Origin of the sequence: Neisseria dentiae (assembly GCF_014055005.1) — a bacterium.
In the GTDB taxonomy this organism is placed as follows: Bacteria; Pseudomonadota; Gammaproteobacteria; order Burkholderiales; family Neisseriaceae; genus Neisseria; species Neisseria dentiae.
Map to the genome: position 1 here is coordinate 2,072,554 of NZ_CP059570.1, position 17,549 is coordinate 2,090,102.

Annotated in this window: 18 protein-coding genes; 10 read left to right on the top strand and 8 right to left on the bottom strand. The window is 54.7% G+C overall.

What is annotated here, in order from left to right:
- The first annotated feature begins 76 nt into the window (after positions 1–76).
- The 6 genes from H3L92_RS09755 to H3L92_RS09780 all read left to right on the top strand — a co-directional run bounded on the left by H3L92_RS09755 (position 77) and on the right by H3L92_RS09780 (position 5,737).
- On the top strand, positions 77–2,338 hold the full coding sequence (locus H3L92_RS09755) for a bifunctional acetate--CoA ligase family protein/GNAT family N-acetyltransferase (RefSeq protein ID WP_085366839.1): 2,262 nt from the start codon (positions 77–79) through the stop codon (positions 2,336–2,338).
- Between the two features lie 57 nt (positions 2,339–2,395).
- Positions 2,396–2,644: a 30S ribosomal protein S16 gene (rpsP, locus tag H3L92_RS09760; RefSeq protein WP_085366840.1), complete on the top strand. Its 249-nt coding sequence runs from the start codon at positions 2,396–2,398 to the stop codon at positions 2,642–2,644.
- Positions 2,645–2,661: 17 nt separating this feature from the next.
- Positions 2,662–3,171: a ribosome maturation factor RimM gene (gene rimM / locus H3L92_RS09765; protein WP_085366841.1), complete on the top strand. Its 510-nt coding sequence runs from the start codon at positions 2,662–2,664 to the stop codon at positions 3,169–3,171.
- Complete coding sequence (trmD, locus tag H3L92_RS09770) at positions 3,171–3,920, top strand: tRNA (guanosine(37)-N1)-methyltransferase TrmD (protein ID WP_085366842.1); 750 nt, start codon at positions 3,171–3,173, stop codon at positions 3,918–3,920. The genes rimM and trmD overlap by 1 nt, the downstream gene beginning before the upstream one ends.
- A 13-nt stretch (positions 3,921–3,933) precedes the next feature.
- Entirely contained in the window at positions 3,934–4,299 is a 366-nt protein-coding gene (rplS, locus tag H3L92_RS09775; protein ID WP_085366843.1) for a 50S ribosomal protein L19, read from the top strand.
- Between the two features lie 490 nt (positions 4,300–4,789).
- Positions 4,790–5,737: an ABC transporter ATP-binding protein gene (locus H3L92_RS09780; RefSeq protein WP_085366844.1), complete on the top strand. Its 948-nt coding sequence runs from the start codon at positions 4,790–4,792 to the stop codon at positions 5,735–5,737.
- 96 nt (positions 5,738–5,833) lie between these two features.
- Here H3L92_RS09780 and H3L92_RS09785 read toward each other — a convergent pair whose 3' ends face one another.
- Entirely contained in the window at positions 5,834–6,082 is a 249-nt protein-coding gene (locus H3L92_RS09785) for a DUF1289 domain-containing protein (RefSeq protein ID WP_085366845.1), read from the bottom strand.
- Positions 6,083–6,240: 158 nt separating this feature from the next.
- Here H3L92_RS09785 and H3L92_RS09790 point away from each other — a divergent pair, with 158 nt between their 5' ends.
- Complete coding sequence (locus H3L92_RS09790) at positions 6,241–7,008, top strand: ParA family protein (protein WP_085366846.1); 768 nt, start codon at positions 6,241–6,243, stop codon at positions 7,006–7,008.
- A 419-nt stretch (positions 7,009–7,427) separates the two neighbouring features.
- On the opposite strand, the gene thiE is transcribed toward H3L92_RS09790, so the two are convergent.
- From thiE to H3L92_RS09805, 3 genes are all read right to left on the bottom strand, one after another.
- Positions 7,428–8,087 (bottom strand): thiamine phosphate synthase, encoded by a 660-nt coding sequence (gene thiE, locus H3L92_RS09795; RefSeq protein WP_085366847.1) that lies wholly within the window; start codon positions 8,085–8,087, stop codon positions 7,428–7,430.
- Between the two features lie 507 nt (positions 8,088–8,594).
- Complete coding sequence (locus tag H3L92_RS09800; protein ID WP_085366848.1) at positions 8,595–9,044, bottom strand: ClpXP protease specificity-enhancing factor; 450 nt, start codon at positions 9,042–9,044, stop codon at positions 8,595–8,597.
- Between the two features lie 52 nt (positions 9,045–9,096).
- The gene (locus H3L92_RS09805) at positions 9,097–9,702 is read right to left on the bottom strand and encodes a glutathione S-transferase N-terminal domain-containing protein (RefSeq protein ID WP_085366849.1); all 606 of its coding nucleotides are present in this window, start codon (positions 9,700–9,702) and stop codon (positions 9,097–9,099) included.
- A gap of 316 nt (positions 9,703–10,018) precedes the next feature.
- Between H3L92_RS09805 and H3L92_RS09810 the strand changes: the two genes are divergently transcribed.
- The 3 genes from H3L92_RS09810 (at position 10,019) to H3L92_RS09820 (ending at position 15,165) form a co-directional block, all read left to right on the top strand.
- A complete protein-coding gene (locus H3L92_RS09810; protein ID WP_211276428.1) occupies positions 10,019–11,221 on the top strand; it encodes a beta-N-acetylhexosaminidase in 1,203 nt (400 codons plus the stop codon).
- A gap of 90 nt (positions 11,222–11,311) precedes the next feature.
- Positions 11,312–13,945 carry an aminopeptidase N gene (gene pepN, locus H3L92_RS09815; protein ID WP_115336217.1) on the top strand — a complete coding sequence of 878 codons (2,634 nt, stop codon included), beginning with the start codon at positions 11,312–11,314 and terminating at the stop codon, positions 13,943–13,945.
- A 134-nt stretch (positions 13,946–14,079) separates the two neighbouring features.
- On the top strand, positions 14,080–15,165 hold the full coding sequence (locus H3L92_RS09820; RefSeq protein ID WP_085366851.1) for a FlxJ family methyltransferase: 1,086 nt from the start codon (positions 14,080–14,082) through the stop codon (positions 15,163–15,165).
- A 393-nt stretch (positions 15,166–15,558) separates the two neighbouring features.
- Here the strand turns inward: H3L92_RS09820 and H3L92_RS09825 are convergent, their stop codons facing one another.
- The 4 genes from H3L92_RS09825 to H3L92_RS09840 all read right to left on the bottom strand — a co-directional run bounded on the left by H3L92_RS09825 (position 15,559) and on the right by H3L92_RS09840 (position 17,546).
- Positions 15,559–15,945, bottom strand: coding sequence for a UCP033725 family protein (locus H3L92_RS09825; protein ID WP_085366852.1), 387 nt, complete (start codon positions 15,943–15,945; stop codon positions 15,559–15,561).
- A gap of 10 nt (positions 15,946–15,955) precedes the next feature.
- The gene (locus H3L92_RS09830; RefSeq protein WP_085366853.1) at positions 15,956–16,387 is read right to left on the bottom strand and encodes a hypothetical protein; all 432 of its coding nucleotides are present in this window, start codon (positions 16,385–16,387) and stop codon (positions 15,956–15,958) included.
- A gap of 42 nt (positions 16,388–16,429) precedes the next feature.
- Positions 16,430–16,867: a UCP033725 family protein gene (locus H3L92_RS09835; RefSeq protein ID WP_245945421.1), complete on the bottom strand. Its 438-nt coding sequence runs from the start codon at positions 16,865–16,867 to the stop codon at positions 16,430–16,432.
- Positions 16,868–17,105: 238 nt separating this feature from the next.
- Positions 17,106–17,546, bottom strand: a complete 441-nt coding sequence (locus H3L92_RS09840) for a UCP033725 family protein (protein WP_245945422.1) — start codon at positions 17,544–17,546, stop codon at positions 17,106–17,108.
- Positions 17,547–17,549: the final 3 nt, after the last annotated feature.

Below are 17,549 nucleotides of genomic sequence, written 5' to 3' on the forward strand. Positions count from 1 at the left end.
TTCGGCATAATATCTTCAGTCAAACCAAACAACACACAGCCGCCCCGCCGCCACCCACCCGCAAGGAGGCCACGCCATGCACAGCCAGCCCGTTTCCTTAACCCCCCGCCATCTGATTGTTATCGGCGCCAGCGAACGCCCGCACAGCTTGGGCGAGCGCGTGCTGACCGCGCTGTTGCGCACCCCTTTCGGCGGGCAGATAACGCCGGTTAACCTGCGCCACAAAACCGTGGGCGGCATGAAGGCCTACGCCAACCTGACCCGCGTGCCCGACGCGGCCGACATGGCGCTGGTGCTCACCCCGCCCGCAAGCTACGAAGCCGTGCTGAAAGCCTGCCACAAACAGAATATCCCCCATGCCGTTTTGGTGCAGGATTGGGACGGACTCACCCCCGAAGCGCTGGAGCAGGCGCAGGAGGCGTTGCGGAAAGCGCGCAAATCCAACGTGCGCATCACCGTATGCCACCCCGCCGCCTTGCAGGCGCCCGCTTCGGGCTTGAACACCGGCATCTATCCCGACCTGCCCGCAGGCGGCGTGGGCATCATCAGCGGCCACCCCTCGGAAAGCGCGCGCCTGTCGGCCCAAATGGCGCAGGCCTCTCTGGGCGTTTCCTGCCATATTGGCCTGCATTACCCGCTCAGCCCCACCGTTTCGGCCGACTTTATCGATATGCTCGCCGCCGACCCGGCCACGCGGCTGATTGCCGTATCGCACAACCCGCACGAAAACCAGCGCCGGCTCTTCAGCGCCATACGCCGCGCCGCCCGCCGCAAACCCGTGCTGTTGTCGGTCGGCCATTATGCCGACGAAGAAGAACGCGCCGTGTTGCAGGCACTCTCGCGCCGCTGCGGCTGCGTGCCGGCATTCACGCCCGACGAAACCGCCGCCGCCCTCCACGCCCTTTCCGCCGCCGACAAATCCGCCCGCAAGCTGCACATTATCGCCAACGAACCCTGCGGCAGCCTGCAAACCCAAGCCGACCAACTCGGCATCACACTACACCCGCTGCCCGACGACGGCAGGCCGTCTGAAAACCCCTACGGCCACATCGGCGGCCACCCCGCCCCCGCACGCTACCGCGCACTGGCGGAAAGCTGCCTGCAACACAGCCAAACCGAAGCCCTGCTGGCCGTTGTCGCCCCCACTGCCGACCACACCGCCGAAAACATCACCCGGCTGATGGCCAACCTGCAACGCCAAACCGACAAACCCCTCTTCATCAGCAGCCCGTTTTCAGACGGCCTGCTGCAATTTACCCGCCCCGCGCAAGCCTTGCAGGCGTTCCGCTGCCAAAACGTTTACACCGGCCTGAAACAGCAGCAGAACCAAACCGCCAAACCCCTGCCCGGCCATCTGAAAACACCTTCGGTGCGCGAAATACAAAAAAACTCCGCCGACCTGCCGCAGCTGGCCAAAGCCCTATATCTGCCCGAATACAAAACACCCGAAGCCAACCCGCAGTTTGTGCTCTCGTTCAAACGCCACACCCGTTACGGCGCCGTACTCTACGCCCGCACCCCCGCGTGCACGCTGGCCGTGCTGCCGCCCTTTACCACGCTTGGCGCCGAATACCTCATCCGCCAAGCCGATTTGAAACGCCACCAAAAAACCATACACCAACTGCTGCACAGCCTGAACACCGCCACCGTCGTGCCGTTTATCACCGGAATCACCGTTTCCGCCGGCAGCGCGGGCACCGCTTCCGACATCCAAACCGACCCGCAGGCCGAAACCGTCGAAAACGTGCTCGCCCCCTATCCCGCCAAACCCGCACACACCTTCACCCTGAAAAACGGCCAAACCGTCCGCATCAGGCCGCTGCTGCCCGAAGATGCCGAAGCCAAACAAAATTTCGTGCGCAGCCTGCCCGAAGAGCAACGCTACACCCGCTACATGATGCACCTTGCCGAACTCAGCCCCGCCATGCTCGCCCGCGCCTGCAACCTCGACTACGCCTGCGAAGGCGCAATCATCGCCGAAGCTGAAGACGGCACTTGGCTGGGCGTGGCCCGCTTCGGCCCCACCGACACGGCCGGGCGCTGCGAATTCGGCATCAGCGTCGCCCCCGCCGCACAAGGCCAAGGGCTGGCCGTGCATCTGATGGAACAAATCATTCAGACGGCCAAACAGCAAGGCTACCGCGAAATGAGCGCCGAAATCCTGCAAAGCAACCCCGCCATGCAGAAACTGGCCGGAAAACTCGGTTTCGCCCTCACCCCCTCGCCGCACGACAGCGCCCTCGCCGAAGCCGTTTTAAACCTGGCCGAACCGAAAAACACGCCCGTAAACAACATCAAGCGCAATTTAAAACAACAAATACTTGCACTAAAATCCTAATTTACCTTAAAATCAGCGGTTTTCTATACATCCGATTTTTACAAAAGGAATTTCTTCATGGTAGTTATCCGTTTAGCACGCGGCGGCTCGAAACACCGCCCGTTTTTCAACGTTATCGTAACCGACTCGCGCAACCGCCGCGACGGCCGCTTCATCGAGCGCGTAGGCTTCTACAACCCCGTTGCCAACGAAAAACAAGAGCGCGTGCGCCTGAACGCCGAGCGCCTGAACCACTGGATCGCCCAAGGCGCGCAAGTCAGCGAAGCCGTAGCCAAGCTGGTTAAAGAGCAAAAAGCCGCCGCCTAACCCCTACACCGACTGCCATGACCGACACTCAGCAATGGGTAGCCATGGGCTACATCAAAGGCGTATTCGGCGTTAAAGGCTGGCTCAAAATCGCCGCCGGCACCGAATACGCCGACAGCCTGTTGGACTACCCCGAGTGGCGGCTCAACAAAAACGGCCAATACCGCAGCGTTATCCCCGAAGCAGGAAAAACCGCCAACGGCGAGCTGCTGGTAAAACTCGAAGGCATAGACGACCGCGACGAAGCATTCGCCATGCGCGGCTATACCATAGAAGTCCCCCGCGAAGCCTTCGCTCCCGCCGAAGAAGGCGAATACTACTGGGCAGACTTGGTGGGCATGACCGTAGCCAACACCGAAGGCATCACCTTGGGCACGGTTAAAAACCTGATGGAAACCGGCGCGCACGACGTATTGGTGGTGGAAGGCGGATACGGCCAGAAACTGATACCCTTCGTTTCGCAATATATCCTGGCCGTTGATACCGAAAACAAAACCATCACCGCCGACTGGGGCTTGGACTACTGATGCTGATTCAGGCCGTCACCCTGTTTCCCGAAATGTTCCAAAGCATTACCGGCTACGGCGTAACCGGGCGGGCGCTCAAACAAAACCTGTGGCGCTTCAACGCCATCAACCCGCGCCGCTTTGCCGACAACAAACTCGGCTACATCGACGACCGCCCTTTCGGCGGCGGCCCCGGGATGATTATGATGGCGCCGCCGCTTAAGGCCGCCATCGAAGAAGCCGAAGCACAATGCAGCGGCAGCAGCAAAGTGATTTACCTCAGCCCGCAAGGCACGCCGCTCACCCACAACAAAGCAGCGGAGCTTGCCAAGCTCGACAACCTGATTTTGCTCTGCGGCCGCTACGAAGGCATAGACGAACGCCTGCTGCAAAGCAGCGTCGACGAAGAAATCGGCATCGGCGACTTTGTCGTTTCCGGCGGCGAACTGCCCGCCATGATGCTGATGGACGCCGTTTTACGGCTGATACCCGGCGTATTGGGCGATATGCAGTCCGCCGAACAGGATTCGTTTTCAGACGGCCTGCTCGACTGCCCCCACTACACCAAACCCTTAGAATTTCAGGGCATGACGGTTCCCGAAGTATTACGCTCCGGCAACCACGGCCTGATAGCCGAGTGGCGGTTGAAAGAATCGCTGCGACGCACCTTGGCGCGCCGACCCGATTTACTCGAAAAGCGCAGTTTAATCCCACAGGAATCCCGCCTCTTAAACGAAATCCTGCAAGAGCAACGGGAAAGCCAATCATAACTTAGGAAAAAACATGAATCTGATCCAACAATTAGAGCAGGAAGAAATCGCCCGCTTGAACAAACAAATCCCCGAATTCGCCCCCGGCGACACCGTAGTGGTTTCCGTGCGCGTGGTAGAGGGCAACCGCAGCCGTCTGCAAGCCTACGAAGGCGTGGTTATCGCCCGCCGCAACCGCGGTTTGAACAGCAACTTCATCGTGCGCAAAATTTCCAGCGGCGAAGGCGTTGAGCGTACTTTCCAACTGTATTCGCCCAACGTAGAAAAAATCGAAGTAAAACGCCGCGGTGATGTGCGCCGTGCCAAGCTGTACTACCTGCGCGGCCTCACCGGCAAAGCAGCCCGCATCAAAGAAAAACTGCCCGCCCGCAAAGGTTAAGCCCAACGGCAGCCCAAACAAATACCCGCCACACAGGCGGGTATTTTGTTGCGGCGCCACTTTAATAGTGGTTTAAATTTAAGCCGCCATATCAAGTTTTTCAGACGGCTAAGAACCTTTTCAAAATACGTTTTAATCCTGAATTTATTTATATTTCGTTACACCCGTGCTCAACCCGGGTATCTGTTATTTCTGTTGAAACAAAAAGATGCCCGGATCAAGCCCGGGCATGACGCAGAAGGTTTAAGATGCCGAAAGGAATTTTGCAAAACTCCCGGCCTGAAACTTTGCGAAATCCGCTCAGGCCGTCTGAAATATTTATTCCCCTTCATTACCGGGCCTGACCCGATAATGGCGGGGTATTGCAGGAAGCCGCATATTCGCGTTAAGTTTTCAGACGGCCGGGGCAACCTGCAAAGGTCTCTTGCCCCAAACAAGCTTATTCAACATAATGGCTTATCTGCAACCCGAGGCCGTCTGAAAGAAATACATGCTGCAACTCAAACACATCAACAAACGCTACGGCGGTAAAACCGTGGCCGACGACATCAGCCTCGAAGTAAACGACGGCATGCTGCTGGCGGTTCTCGGCCGTTCCGGCTGCGGCAAATCCACTCTGCTGAAAATCGCCGCAGGTTTGGTGGAACCCGACAGCGGCGAAGTGTGGATAAACGGTGAAAACCGCACCCGCGTCCCGCCCGAGCGCCGCCATATTTCGCTCGTATTCCAAGACTATGCCCTGCTGCCGCATTTAAATGTGCTGCAAAACGTTGCTTTCGGGTTGAAAATGCGTGGGGTTGGCAAAGCCGAAGCGCAGCGGCACGCCGAAGCCATGCTGGCCGAAGTCGGTTTGGCCGACGAAGCGGAACGCCGCCCCGAAAGCCTGTCCGGCGGAGAACAGCAACGCGTGGCACTCGCCCGTGCGCTGGTTACCGAACCGCAGCTGATGCTGCTCGACGAACCTTTCTCCAGTCTCGACACCGGCCTGCGCAGCCAGCTCAGGCAGCTGACGGCCGACAATATCCGCCGCCGCAACATCCCTGCCGTGATGGTTACGCACGACCCCGAAGAAGCATTTGCTCTGGCCGACCGCATCGCACTGATGCACAACGGAAAAATTATCCAACTGGCCGCACCCGACGCGCTGATTGCCGCCCCTGCCGATGCCCGCGCGGCACGTTTGATCGGCGCAGAAAACGTTAGCAACGAGCGCTATATTCCGCAACAGGCGCTCTGTTTCAACCATCCCCACGGTGCGGCCAGCAAAATCGTGTCGCACACCCGCCTGCCCGACCGCAGCCTGATTACGCTCCGCCACCCGCAGCACGGCGACATCCGGCTTTATCTCGATCCGGCAAAATACGGCAACTTAAACCTGCAACCGGGCAGCGAATGGCCGCTGGGGGTAGATGAAAGCCAAGTGGTCAGATTCGGCTGAAACCGTAAAAGCCACCGATTTGCCCATACGGTAAAACCTTGTTCCACTTTTATCGCAAATACACCACAGGCCGTCTGAAAACACGCCCCGCAGCGGTCAAAACTCAAACCCCATCTGATCGGGCAATTCCGCCGATGCCTGCTGCTTTTCCCACGCCAGCTTTTGCAGTTTCTGGCGGCGCATGGCAATCAAACGCATCACTTGGTGTTTCTGCGTATCGCTCATTTGCAGCCAATACAGGCGCTCGTCGCGACTGCGCAGGCAACCTTTGCAGAAGCCTTTGCTGTTGGCTTCACACACGCCGATACAGGGGCTGGGGATGGCGAAGAATTCGAGTTGTTCCATAATCGTGCCGAAAACAGGGGGCAGGTATGCCGATACCTTTGCAAGACTGCCATTCTGCTTGAAAACACAGGCGGTTTCAATGACAAGCCGTCTTCATACCATTGTGCCGAAAATAACGGTACAATTCGGCCAACCGCAAAATCTCACAGGTTTCACACATGGGCACACAGATTATCGCCGTCGCCAACCAAAAAGGCGGCGTCGGCAAAACCACCACCGTGGTCAACCTTGCCGCTTCGCTGGCGGCGCAAAAAAAACGGGTTTTGGTTATCGACCTCGACCCGCAGGGCAACGCCACCACCGGCAGCGGCATCGATAAAAGCAATATCCACAGCGGCATTTACCAAGTGCTGCTGGGCGAGGCCGAAATCAAAGATGCGCTGATCCGCAGCGAATCGGGCGCATACGACGTATTGGCCGCCAACCGTGCGCTGGCGGGTGCCGAGGTGGAGCTGGTGCAGGAAATCGCCCGTGAAATGCGCCTGAAAAATGCGCTGGCCGAAGTGGCCGGCGATTATGATTTCGTGTTAATCGACTGCCCGCCCACACTCACGCTGCTCACGCTCAACGGCCTGGTGGCGGCCAACGGTGTGATTGTGCCGATGGTGTGCGAATATTATGCGCTCGAGGGCATTTCCGACTTGGTGGCCACCGTGCGCAAAATCCGCCAGGCCATCAACCCGCAATTGGATATTATCGGCATCGTGCGCACGCTATACGACAGCCGCAGCCGCCTTTCCCAAGAGGTTTCCGAGCAGTTGCAGGCGCATTTCGGCAAACAGCTTTTCACCACTACCATCCCCCGCAACGTGCGCCTGGCCGAAGCACCCAGCCACGGCATGCCCGCCCTAGCCTATGATGCCAAAGCCAAAGGCACGCTGGCTTATTTAGACTTGGCCAAAGAGCTGTTGAAGAAATTGAAATAAAAAACACTCAATTGGCGGCAAAACAACATCCCGGCAGTTTGTTAAAACTGCTGCCATACTCGGGCCTGCCCGAGTATTTTTCTTTCCTAAAAAGGTACGGTGTTCGGGGCCGGCACAAATATGGCGGGAACAGTATCAAAACAAATCGGGCAAAGGTCTGGCTGCATATTTCAGACGGCCTGAGACCTTTGCAAGTCGTTTAGACCGAGACCTTTGCAAAATTCAAATTACTATCTGAAAAAACCTGAATCCCGTCATTCCCGCGTAGGCGGGAATGACGGGATTTAAGCATTTCAGACAGCCTGAAAATATTTTTGCAAAGGTCCCAGGCGTCTGAAACATCCGATTACCGTCATTAGCTTCGCACAAGGCCGTCTGAAATATGTAGTCAGGTCTCAGCCATATGCTGCCCGCTGCCCTTAATCCGCCAACAATTTGTCCACCGCCGCTCCGATATCCGCCGCCTGCGTAATGGCCGAAATCACCGCCACGCCGTCCGCCCCTGCGGCGCGCACGGCGGCGGCATTGTTTTCGGTGATGCCGCCGATGGCAACCAGCGGGCGCAGAAAACCGCTGCTGCGGATACGGCGGATAAAATCCGTTCCCACCACAGGCTCGGCATCGGCTTTCGAGCGCGTGGAAAAAATCGGGCCGACGGCGGCGTAATCCATAGCCTCATTCTGCCGGCTGGCCGCCAGCTCGGCCAATGTGTTGTGCGACAAGCCCAACATCAATCTGCCTTTGCATAACGCGGCCGCCTGCCCGGGCGGGGTGTCTTGCTGCCCGATATGCACGCCGTCCGCACCCAATTCAAGCGCCAGCCGGATATCGTCGTTGATAAAAAAAGGCACACGGTATTGGCGGCACAAATCGCGGCAGTCGGCGGCAGCTTGGCGGATTTGCACCGCCCCCTGCAAGGCGCCCTGCCCTTTTTCCCGAAACTGAAAGCAGGTGATGCCGCTTTGCAGAGCTTGCTCGAGTATGTGCAGCAGGTTTTGCGCAGGCCGGCCCGCAAGGTGGCGGCAGTCTTGCGTGCCGGCAATAAAATAGAGTTTGAGCATGGCGCGGTGGTCGAACATATCAAATCCTTTACCAATAAAGCGAATAATGTTTTCAGACGGCCCGAACAAGCCCGACGGAAGCGGCAAACAGTTTCTTGCAATGCGCAGCTTTCAGGCAATGTAGAGCCATGCGGGTAAAACGCCGGCATCAGAGGCGGCAGCGAGCAGGGCCGCCGATGTTATGTTAGTGAATCGACTTAAGGATAAAGCACACACGTCATACTCAGGCTTGACCCGAGTATCTCAAAACCTGCTGAAATGATGCTGCTCCAACCGCTGTAATTGGGCAGCAGGTCGCTCGAGGTGCGCTGGTGCGCAGTATTCAGAAAACGGCATTGATGAATCGCCTGTTATCTGCTTACCTGACTGCTCCGACTACCTTTGCTCCCGGGTAAGTGGTTTTCAATAAGGTGCTATTGGCGGTCGATGAGATCGTGGCGGCGGTGGGCAGGTTGTTTTATGGGGATGAGGGATGTTTAGTGATGGCAGGATAATCTCATGCCTTGTGGATTGAGACTACACTATCTATTTCACCAGCTTCAACCCTTTTTTGGGTTTGCCGCCGCCGTTTTCGGACGGATCGGCAGGTTCGGTTTCCTGCTGTTCTTTTTCCACCAGATGCAGCGCGTCGCCGCCTTTTTTCTCGCTTTCCGTTTGATAAGGCTCTACTTCAAACCCCATGCCTTCGCCGCTTTCGCGGGCGAAAATGCTGATCACGTGGCCGACGGGAATCCAAATTTCGTGCGCTACGCCGCCGAAGCGGGCGGAAAAGTGTATCCATTCGTTGTCTATCGTCAGCGCATGGCTGGCGATGGTGCCGATGTTCAACACGATTTCGTTGTCGCGCACATATTGCATGGGCACGCGGGTGTGTTCGTTTACCCAGGCAACGATGTGCGGGGTTTGGTTGTTATCCAAACACCATTCGTAAAGCGCGCGCAGCAGGTAGGGTTTGGTGCTGGTGGTAGTGGTCATGACGGCATTCCTTTCGATAAAGGCGGCTTCAGACGGCCAACCCCTGCGGGGTTTAACGGCGCATAGCTTTTTCGGCGGGGGTGAGCGCCTCGATGAAGGCATCGCGCTGGAAAATGCGTTCGGCGTATTTCAGAATCGGCGCGGCCGATTTGCCCAGCTTGATGTCGTAGTGATCCAAACGCCACAGCAGCGGCGACAGGGCGACATCAATCATCGAAAAATCTTCGCCCATGATGTATTTGGTTTTGGCGAAAGACGGCGCCAGCATGGTAAGCCCTTGGGCAATGGCTTCGCGGGCTTTGGCCTGCTCTTTGCTGCCTGCCTCGGGCGATTCGAGCACTTTCACGTGGCTGAACAATTCTTTTTCCATGCGGAACAGCACCAAACGGCCGCGGCCGCGCATCACCGGATCGCCGGGCATCAGCTGCGGGTGGGGAAAGCGTTCGTCGATGTATTCGTTAATGATGTTGGATTCGTGCAGAATCAGGTCGCGCTCAACCAAAACGGGCACTTGGTTATAGGGGTTCATGATCGCCAAATCTTCGGGTTTGTTGAAGATATCGACATCTTTGATTTCAAAATCCATGCCTTTTTCAAACAATACGAAACGGCAGCGTTGGCTGAACGGGCAGGTGATGCCCGAATAGAGTGTCATCATAATGGTTTTGCTCCGGCTGAAAACCGCCTGAACGGTTTCAGACGGCCTGTGTGTTACAGAATCGAAAATAAGCGGGATTATAGCCGATTTGCGCCAACCGAGCCAAGAAAATCGTTATAACAATATGTTTTTAAATTGTTTTTATCGAAATCAGCCCGATATGCGGCAAGCAGCGGATAAGGGCATAACCGGCTTTCAGACGGCCTGCACCGCCGTTTATGCCGTACACCTAATTAAATTATTAACAAATTTAGCATAATTTAAAAACAATATGCGTTATAAGTTTCACCCCATACCAAACGTTTAGCGATAACTGATGTTTCCGCAACTGCCCTTTTCACGCTCCCGCCGGCTGGCTGCCGGCCTGATGCTGTTTGCCCTAATCTTCCCCACCGCCGCCTGCCACGGCGCGGAACCCGAGCCGCAAAAAGCGCAATCTGCGCCCGCCGCGGCACAACCCCGGCAGGCAGCCAAGCAAAACGGCCTGATGCTCGACACCGCCCGCCGCTTTTATTCCGAGCGCGAAATCAAAAAATTCATCGACATGCTGGCCGCTTCGGGCGGGCAGTTTCTGCACCTGCATTTTTCCGACCATGAAAACTACGCGCTCGAAAGCGCCCTGCTCGGCCAAACGGTTGAAACCGCCAAACGCAGCCGCAGCGGTGTTTATACCAACCCCAAAACCGGCAAGCCGTTTCTGAGCCGCCGGCAGATGCGCACGATTATCCGCTACGCCGCCGCTAAAAATATCGAGATCGTGCCCGAAGTGGGCAGCCCCAACCATATGAACGGCATCTTCACGCTGTTAACCCACAAACACGGCAAAGATTATGTGCGCGCGCTGAAATCGAAAATGGCCGACGACGAAATCGACATCACCCGCCCCGAGAGCGTGGCTTTTGTGAAGGCGCTGATTGACGAAACGGCCGAAACGTTCAACCGCAGCAAGCACTTCCACATCGGCGGCGACGAATTCGGTTACAGCGCCGAGAGCAATCATGAATTTATCGATTATGCCAACACGCTGGCCGCGCATCTGGCGGCCAAAGGGCTGAAAACCCGCATGTGGAACGACGGCCTGATCAACAGCACGGTCGGCAAACTGAACCGCGACATCGAAATCACCTATTGGAGTTACGACGGCAACCCCGCCGACAAACAGGCCGCCCAAACGCGCCGCGCCATGCGCGCCTCGCTGCCCGAGCTGACCGCCAAAGGTTTTTCGGTGTTGAACTACAATTCGTATTACCTTTATTTGGTGCCCAACGGCAAACGCGATTTCGCCCACGATGCCGGTTTTTCGGCGCAAGACATCGAAAAACGCTGGCACTTGGGCGTGTGGGACGGCGAAAACCGCAGCAACGCCACCGCCGACACGGGCAGAATCATCGGCGCCGCGCTGGCGGTGTGGGGCGAAAACACGGGCAAAATGAAAAACGAAACCATACGCCGCAACACCGCCGCCCCGCTCAAAGCCATGATGCGCAAAGCGAATGCGGCATCGGCGGCCACGCCCTGAACCCGGCTTTGCAACAGTTGAGGCCGTCTGAAAAACCACGCGGCCGTTATATAATGCCGCTTTTGCCGCCCTTTCGCGAAAGAACCCACAATGAACAAAACCATACATTATCTGAAAGACTACCAAGCCCCGGCCTACCTTGTTTCTGCCACCGACCTATATTTCGATATCCAAGATGCGCACACCCATGTAAAAGCGCATTTATCGGTATTACCGCAGCAGGCGGGCGAACCGCTGGTGCTCAACGGCTCCGCACAATTATTGTCGGTTGCCGTTAACGGCCAAGCGGTAGCAGACTACACGCTGGCCGACGAAAAACTGGTGTTGGCAAACGTGCCCGCAGAGCCATTTACGGTAACGGTTGAAACCTTAATCAGTCCGTCTGAAAACAAATCGCTGATGGGTTTGTATGAAAGCGGCGGCAACCTGTTTACCCAATGCGAGCCGGAGGGCTTCCGCAAAATCACCTTCTACCCCGACCGCCCCGACGTGATGTCGGTGTTCACCACCACCATCACCGCCGATGCCGAACGCTATCCCGTGCTGCTTTCCAACGGCAACAAAGTCGGCAGCGGCACGCTTTCAGACGGCCGCCATTGGGTGAAATGGGCCGATCCGTTTGCCAAACCCAGCTATCTGTTTGCCTTGGTGGCGGGCGATTTGAGCCTCACTCGCGACAGCTTCACCACCATGAGCGGGCGCGAAGTGGCCATTGAGTTTTACACCCGCGCCGAAGATGCCGGCAAAGTCGGTTTTGCCGTCCAATCGCTCAAACACGCGATGAAATGGGACGAAACCCGCTTCAACCTCGAATACGACCTCGATGTCTACATGGTTGTGGCCGTGGGCGACTTCAACATGGGCGCGATGGAAAACAAAGGCCTCAATATTTTCAACACCAAATATGTGCTGGCCGACAGCCGCACCGCCACCGACGCCGACTTCGCCGCCATCGAAAGCGTGATTGCCCACGAATATTTCCACAACTGGACGGGCAACCGCGTAACCTGCCGCGACTGGTTCCAGCTTTCGCTCAAAGAAGGCCTCACCGTGTTCCGCGATCAAGAGTTTTCCGCCGACCGCATCAGCCACGCCACCTGCCGCATCGAAAACGTTGCCATGCTGCGCGCGCTCCAGTTTCCCGAAGACGCCGGCCCCACCGCCCACCCCGTCCGCCCCGCCTCATACGAAGAAATGAACAACTTCTACACCATGACCGTGTATGAAAAAGGCGCCGAAGTAGTGCGGATGTATCACACCCTATTGGGCGAAGCAGGCTTTCAAAAAGGCATGAAGCTCTATTTCGAACGCCACGACGGCCAAGCCGTTACCTGCGACGACTTCCGCGCCGCCATGGCCGATGCCAACGGCACCAACCTCGACCGCTTCGCCCTGTGGTACAGCCAGGCCGGCACGCCCGTGTTAGACGTGAAAGGCCGTCTGAACGGCAGCGGCGGCTACGAATTAACCGTCAAACAAACCGTGCCGCCCACACCCGACATGGCCGAAAAACAACCCATGACCATGCCGTTGAAAGTTGCCCTGTTCGATGCGGAAAACGGCCGGCCGGTTGCTTTCAGACGGCCGGGCAGCAGCGAAGAAACCACCGAAACCGTGCTGCTGCTCACCGAAGCCGAGCAAACCTTCACGCTGGAAAACGTACACCGAAACGCCGTACCCTCGCTGCTGCGCGGCTTTTCCGCACCCGTGCACCTCAATTACCCCTACACCGACGCAGAGCTGGCCGTGCTGCTGGCTGCCGACACCGACCCCTTCGCCCGCTGGGAAGCCGGCCAAACCCTCTACCGCCGCGCCATCGCCGCCAACGAAACCGCGCTCGCGCAAGGCCTGCCGCTACCCGAACACCAAGGGCTGCTCGAAGCCGTGGCATACGTGCTGGCCGCAGACGGCATCGACGCCGAATTCCAAGCCATGCTGCTGGCCGTGCCCGCCGAAGCCGAGCTGTGGGCAGAGCGCGACAACATCGACCCACTGCAAGTCCACCGCGCCCGCGAAGCCCTGCTCGACTTAATCGCCACCCGCTTCCAAGCGCAATTTCTGGCGCTCAACCAAAAAGCCGCCCAAGCCGAGCAACAGGCCGATCCCGCCACCCGCTACGAATACAGCCCCGAAACAGCAGGCTGGCGCACCCTGCGCAACACCTGCCGCGCCTTCGTATTGCGCGCCGACCCCGCCCACATCGACACCGTTGCCGAAAAATATGCCGAAATGGCACGAAACATGACCCACGAATGGGGCATTTTGTCGGCCGTCAACCACAACGAAAGCAACAAACGCAACGAAATGCTGGAACAGTTTGCCGAAAAATTCCGCAACGATGCGCTGGTGATGGACAAATACTTCACCCTGATCGCCCTGAGCCGCCGCAGCGACACCCCCGCCCAAGTCCAAGCGGCCTTAAACCACCCCGCGTTCAGCCTCGAAAACCCCAACAAAGCCCGCGCGCTTTTGGGCGCATTCAGCCACAACGTGCCGCATTTCCACGCCGAAAGCGGCGCGGGTTACGCCTTTATCGCCGGCAAAGTGATGGAAATCGACCGCTTCAACCCGCAAGTGGCCTCCCGGCTGGTGCAGGCGTTCAACCTCTGCAACAAACTCGAACCACACCGCAAAAACCTGATGCAGGCGCAATTGCAGCGGATTCGGGCACAAAGTGGTTTATCGAAAGACGTTGCCGAAATCGTGGACAAGATACTGATTTAAACAACATCAGCAAAGTTTCCGGCCATTTGGGACAGCAGCATATCCCACGCACTGTGCTATACCGGATAAATGATGACGATGAGCGGTACATCGTTTAACATTCCCCCTATTTCAAACGTTAATTCCGAAACACCATGAACCTATTCCCCGATTTGGCACAACGTTATACCCAAGAACAATTGACAGCGGGTGCAGCCCAACGGCTGGCGCAAGAAATCGCTTTCGGCCCCGTCGTTTTCCAAGTATCGCGGCTGATGGTGAAAACCGGCATACTCGAATATCTCAACAACACCCCCGAGGGCGCCACCTTGGAAGAAGCCGCCGAAGCCGCCGGTTTGAGCCGCTATGCCGCCCAAGTGTTGCTCGAATCTTCGCTTTCCATCGGCACCGTGCTGTTTCAAAACGGCCGCTACACCATCAGCAAGGCCGGTTGGTTTCTGCTGAAAGACAAAATGGCGCGCGTTAACATGGATTTCGTGCAGGAAATCTGCTATCAGGGCTTGTTTGATTTGGAAGCCACCCTGTTAAGCGGCAAACCGGAAGGCCTGAAAGTGTTCGGCAACTGGCCCACGATTTACGAAGGCCTTTCGCAGCTTCCCGAAAGCGCACGCGAAAAATGGCTGGCTTTCGACCATTATTATTCCGACAGCTCCTTCCCTCAGGCATTAAACGTTGTTTTCTCCCGCCCCGTGAAAAAACTGCTCGATGTGGGCGGCAACACCGGCCGTTGGGCCTTGCAGTGCGTTGCCCATAATCCGGGCGTTGAAGTAACCATTATGGATTTGCCGCAACAGCTCGGCCTGATGCGCGAAGCTGTGAAAGGGCGCCCGGGTGCAGAGCGCATTCACGGCCACCCGGCCAACCTGCTCGACGATAACGTGCCTTTTCCACAAGGTTTCGATGCGATTTGGATGAGCCAGTTTCTCGACTGCTTTTCCGAAACCGAGGTTACCGGCATCCTCAGGCGCGCCGCCGCCGCCATGAGCGCAGATACCGACCTCTACATCATGGAACCGTTTTGGGACAGACAGCAATACGAAACCGCCGCCTACTGCCTCACCCAAACCAGCCTCTATTTTACGGTTATGGCCAACGGCAACAGTAAAATCTACCATTCCGAAGACATGGCCCGTTGCGTGGCCGCTGCCGGCCTCACCGTAGCCGAAACCTTCGACGGCTTGGGGTTGGGGCACAGCATTTTCAGATGCCGCAAGGCATAGGGTGGGGTGGCGGATATTTTTATACCATTCGCTCAGGCCGGGGCTTTTACAAAATTATTCCGATATCCGGTAACAGTTAGTTTTTAGATGGCTGTTAAGATTTTATAAAGTAGTTTGGAAACGGTCGATGGGGCTTTTATATCCATTAAAAACTGCCGCCGTCCGCTTCGCCCCCCGTCTTCAACAGCTCAAATCACCGAACCTTACGTAGGATATTGCTCATTACTATCAACTTCAAATTCCGGCAAGATTTCATCCGATCGGCACGCGATAAAACCGTTCAAAAAATATCCATAATCAAGATAATAAATATAGGCCGTCTGAAAATTACTTTTTCAGACGGCCTTTTTCATCAATCAAAAAAATCGGTCATTAGTGTTTTTTTCTCAAATATCAAATCCGCTTCCTCCGGTTTGATTTTTTCTCAAAAACCCCTTTATCTACTTGGGAAAAACCTAATTGGTTTAACAGCTTCAACGGCATTGTGATTGTGCAGCCTGACCGTAATACATACATCCCGTTACTTTCTTCATGAATAATTGGAAATTCATATCCCTGATAAATTGCAACGGTTACAATTGCATAAACATCTCCTATTTCAGACGGGGAAACTTCTTTGAAAAAAATTCTCGGGTTACTCTTCCTCTCAGGTTTGTATTCAATGAACCCTAAATCCAAATCACTCGGGTCATAGCCTACAATCTCATAATGATCGTCTACTCTGCCTATACGGTACTCTTTACCTTTATATATAGTATATATATCATATCTGATAGCCATATCAATATCCTTACTCTTCAGTATACGGAACAAATCTCTTATCTTTAAATTCATACACCGCCGCCTTACGCTTCACCCCGTCTTCAACAGCCCAAATCACCGACCCGTGTTCGGGATATTGCGGATACTCCGGCGTACTCTTAACATAAAACTCAGGTAAAACTTCATCCGAACGGCACGCGATAAAACCGTTTAATGTACAAGGCAAGCCATCATTATGCGTTCCTCCGAAACGATTCCCATATGGAATTTCCGACTGTTTCGGTTTAGCCAACCGCCCCTCAAACACCAAATACCTGTCCTGCCCGTTTTCCAACGCCTTGGTATACGGCGAATCGGAGTAATCCAGTGCCAAATGTTTGTAGGTATCCTGCAAATCCTGCCCCATCAGATGGCCATAATCGTCTTTGCGCGTAACAAAACCACCGATGGTATTGCACATGAAAATGCCTGTCTGAAAAGTTTTCAGACAGGTATTTTTGAGCTACTTGAAATAATTCGGAATTAATTCCTTTTTCTCATAAACCAAATCGACATCTTCTTTTTTTACTGCTTTTTCATATTCGTATTTTCCCACCCTCTTAAAATCGAATTTTTCGATTAACGGCCCACCTGTAACTGTGTGGCTTTCAGATAAAATATAATGGCCATTTTCTTCCCTAAGAATGAAAAATTCATAGCCTTGATAAAGGCAAAATGGTTTGATTGAATAAACATCCCCCACTTCTTCCGGAGAAACCATTTTAAAGAAAATCCTCGGATTCAGGTTTTCTTCAGGCTCTCTTTCCGTAAAACCATTTTCCAAATCTATTACGTCATTCGAAATCAATCGGGCATATCCGTCACGTCGGACAACACGGTATTCTTTGCCGTTATATGTTGTATAAATACTATTTCTCATTTTTTCAATTCCTTCCGTCATACTTATCTGCTGGCACAAATTTCATTTTCTCATCGTCGAATACAGCCGCCTTACGCTTCTCTCCGTTTTCAATCACCCAAATGACCGACCCGTCTTCAGGGGTTTGTGCATTCTCTCTTTCAAATTTAAATTCTGGAATAATCTCATCTGAACGGCACGCAATAAGCCGTTCAAAATACCCATAACAAGATAATAAATAAAGGCCGTCTGAAAATTATTTTTCAGACGGCCTTTTGTATCAATCAAAAAAATCTGTAATCAGCCTTTTCTTTTCATAAACCAAATCTGCTTCTTCTTTCTTGATTTTTTTCTCAAAAAGCCCGCGTTCAACTTCGGTAAAGCCCAATTTGTCCAATAATGGCTGCCTTGTGGTACTTGCCGATAAAATATAGCAGCCGTCATTGGTTTCGTGTTCAATCCAAAATTCATATCCTTGATAAAGCGCGTGAGTTGAAATCTTATAAACATCTCCTATTTCAGACGGGGATACGTTTAAAGTATAGACTTTCTTTGCTAACTGTTCAGGGGTATATTTCAAATTCTTAGTATCAGGGATTTTTTCTATAAAGCCTTTTTTCAAATCATCAGCATCATTTGAAATTAATTTTGCCAAACCATTATTATTCCGAACACGGTATTCTTTATCTTGATACACCGTATAAATATTATACCTAATCATTAT

What these genes read in the sequence shown, in the direction of transcription:
- H3L92_RS09755 (WP_085366839.1), top strand. Translation starts at nt 77, where the DNA reads ATGCACAGCCAGCCCGTTTCCTTAACCCCCCGCCATCTGATTGTTATC.
- rpsP (WP_085366840.1), top strand. Translation starts at nt 2,396, where the DNA reads ATGGTAGTTATCCGTTTAGCACGCGGCGGCTCGAAACACCGCCCGTTT.
- rimM (WP_085366841.1), top strand. Translation starts at nt 2,662, where the DNA reads ATGACCGACACTCAGCAATGGGTAGCCATGGGCTACATCAAAGGCGTA.
- trmD (WP_085366842.1), top strand. Translation starts at nt 3,171, where the DNA reads ATGCTGATTCAGGCCGTCACCCTGTTTCCCGAAATGTTCCAAAGCATT.
- rplS (WP_085366843.1), top strand. Translation starts at nt 3,934, where the DNA reads ATGAATCTGATCCAACAATTAGAGCAGGAAGAAATCGCCCGCTTGAAC.
- H3L92_RS09780 (WP_085366844.1), top strand. Translation starts at nt 4,790, where the DNA reads ATGCTGCAACTCAAACACATCAACAAACGCTACGGCGGTAAAACCGTG.
- H3L92_RS09785 (WP_085366845.1), bottom strand. Translation starts at nt 6,082, where the DNA reads ATGGAACAACTCGAATTCTTCGCCATCCCCAGCCCCTGTATCGGCGTG.
- H3L92_RS09790 (WP_085366846.1), top strand. Translation starts at nt 6,241, where the DNA reads ATGGGCACACAGATTATCGCCGTCGCCAACCAAAAAGGCGGCGTCGGC.
- thiE (WP_085366847.1), bottom strand. Translation starts at nt 8,087, where the DNA reads ATGTTCGACCACCGCGCCATGCTCAAACTCTATTTTATTGCCGGCACG.
- H3L92_RS09800 (WP_085366848.1), bottom strand. Translation starts at nt 9,044, where the DNA reads ATGACCACTACCACCAGCACCAAACCCTACCTGCTGCGCGCGCTTTAC.
- H3L92_RS09805 (WP_085366849.1), bottom strand. Translation starts at nt 9,702, where the DNA reads ATGATGACACTCTATTCGGGCATCACCTGCCCGTTCAGCCAACGCTGC.
- H3L92_RS09810 (WP_211276428.1), top strand. Translation starts at nt 10,019, where the DNA reads ATGTTTCCGCAACTGCCCTTTTCACGCTCCCGCCGGCTGGCTGCCGGC.
- pepN (WP_115336217.1), top strand. Translation starts at nt 11,312, where the DNA reads ATGAACAAAACCATACATTATCTGAAAGACTACCAAGCCCCGGCCTAC.
- H3L92_RS09820 (WP_085366851.1), top strand. Translation starts at nt 14,080, where the DNA reads ATGAACCTATTCCCCGATTTGGCACAACGTTATACCCAAGAACAATTG.
- H3L92_RS09825 (WP_085366852.1), bottom strand. Translation starts at nt 15,945, where the DNA reads ATGGCTATCAGATATGATATATATACTATATATAAAGGTAAAGAGTAC.
- H3L92_RS09830 (WP_085366853.1), bottom strand. Translation starts at nt 16,387, where the DNA reads ATGTGCAATACCATCGGTGGTTTTGTTACGCGCAAAGACGATTATGGC.
- H3L92_RS09835 (WP_245945421.1), bottom strand. Translation starts at nt 16,867, where the DNA reads ATGACGGAAGGAATTGAAAAAATGAGAAATAGTATTTATACAACATAT.
- H3L92_RS09840 (WP_245945422.1), bottom strand. Translation starts at nt 17,546, where the DNA reads ATGATTAGGTATAATATTTATACGGTGTATCAAGATAAAGAATACCGT.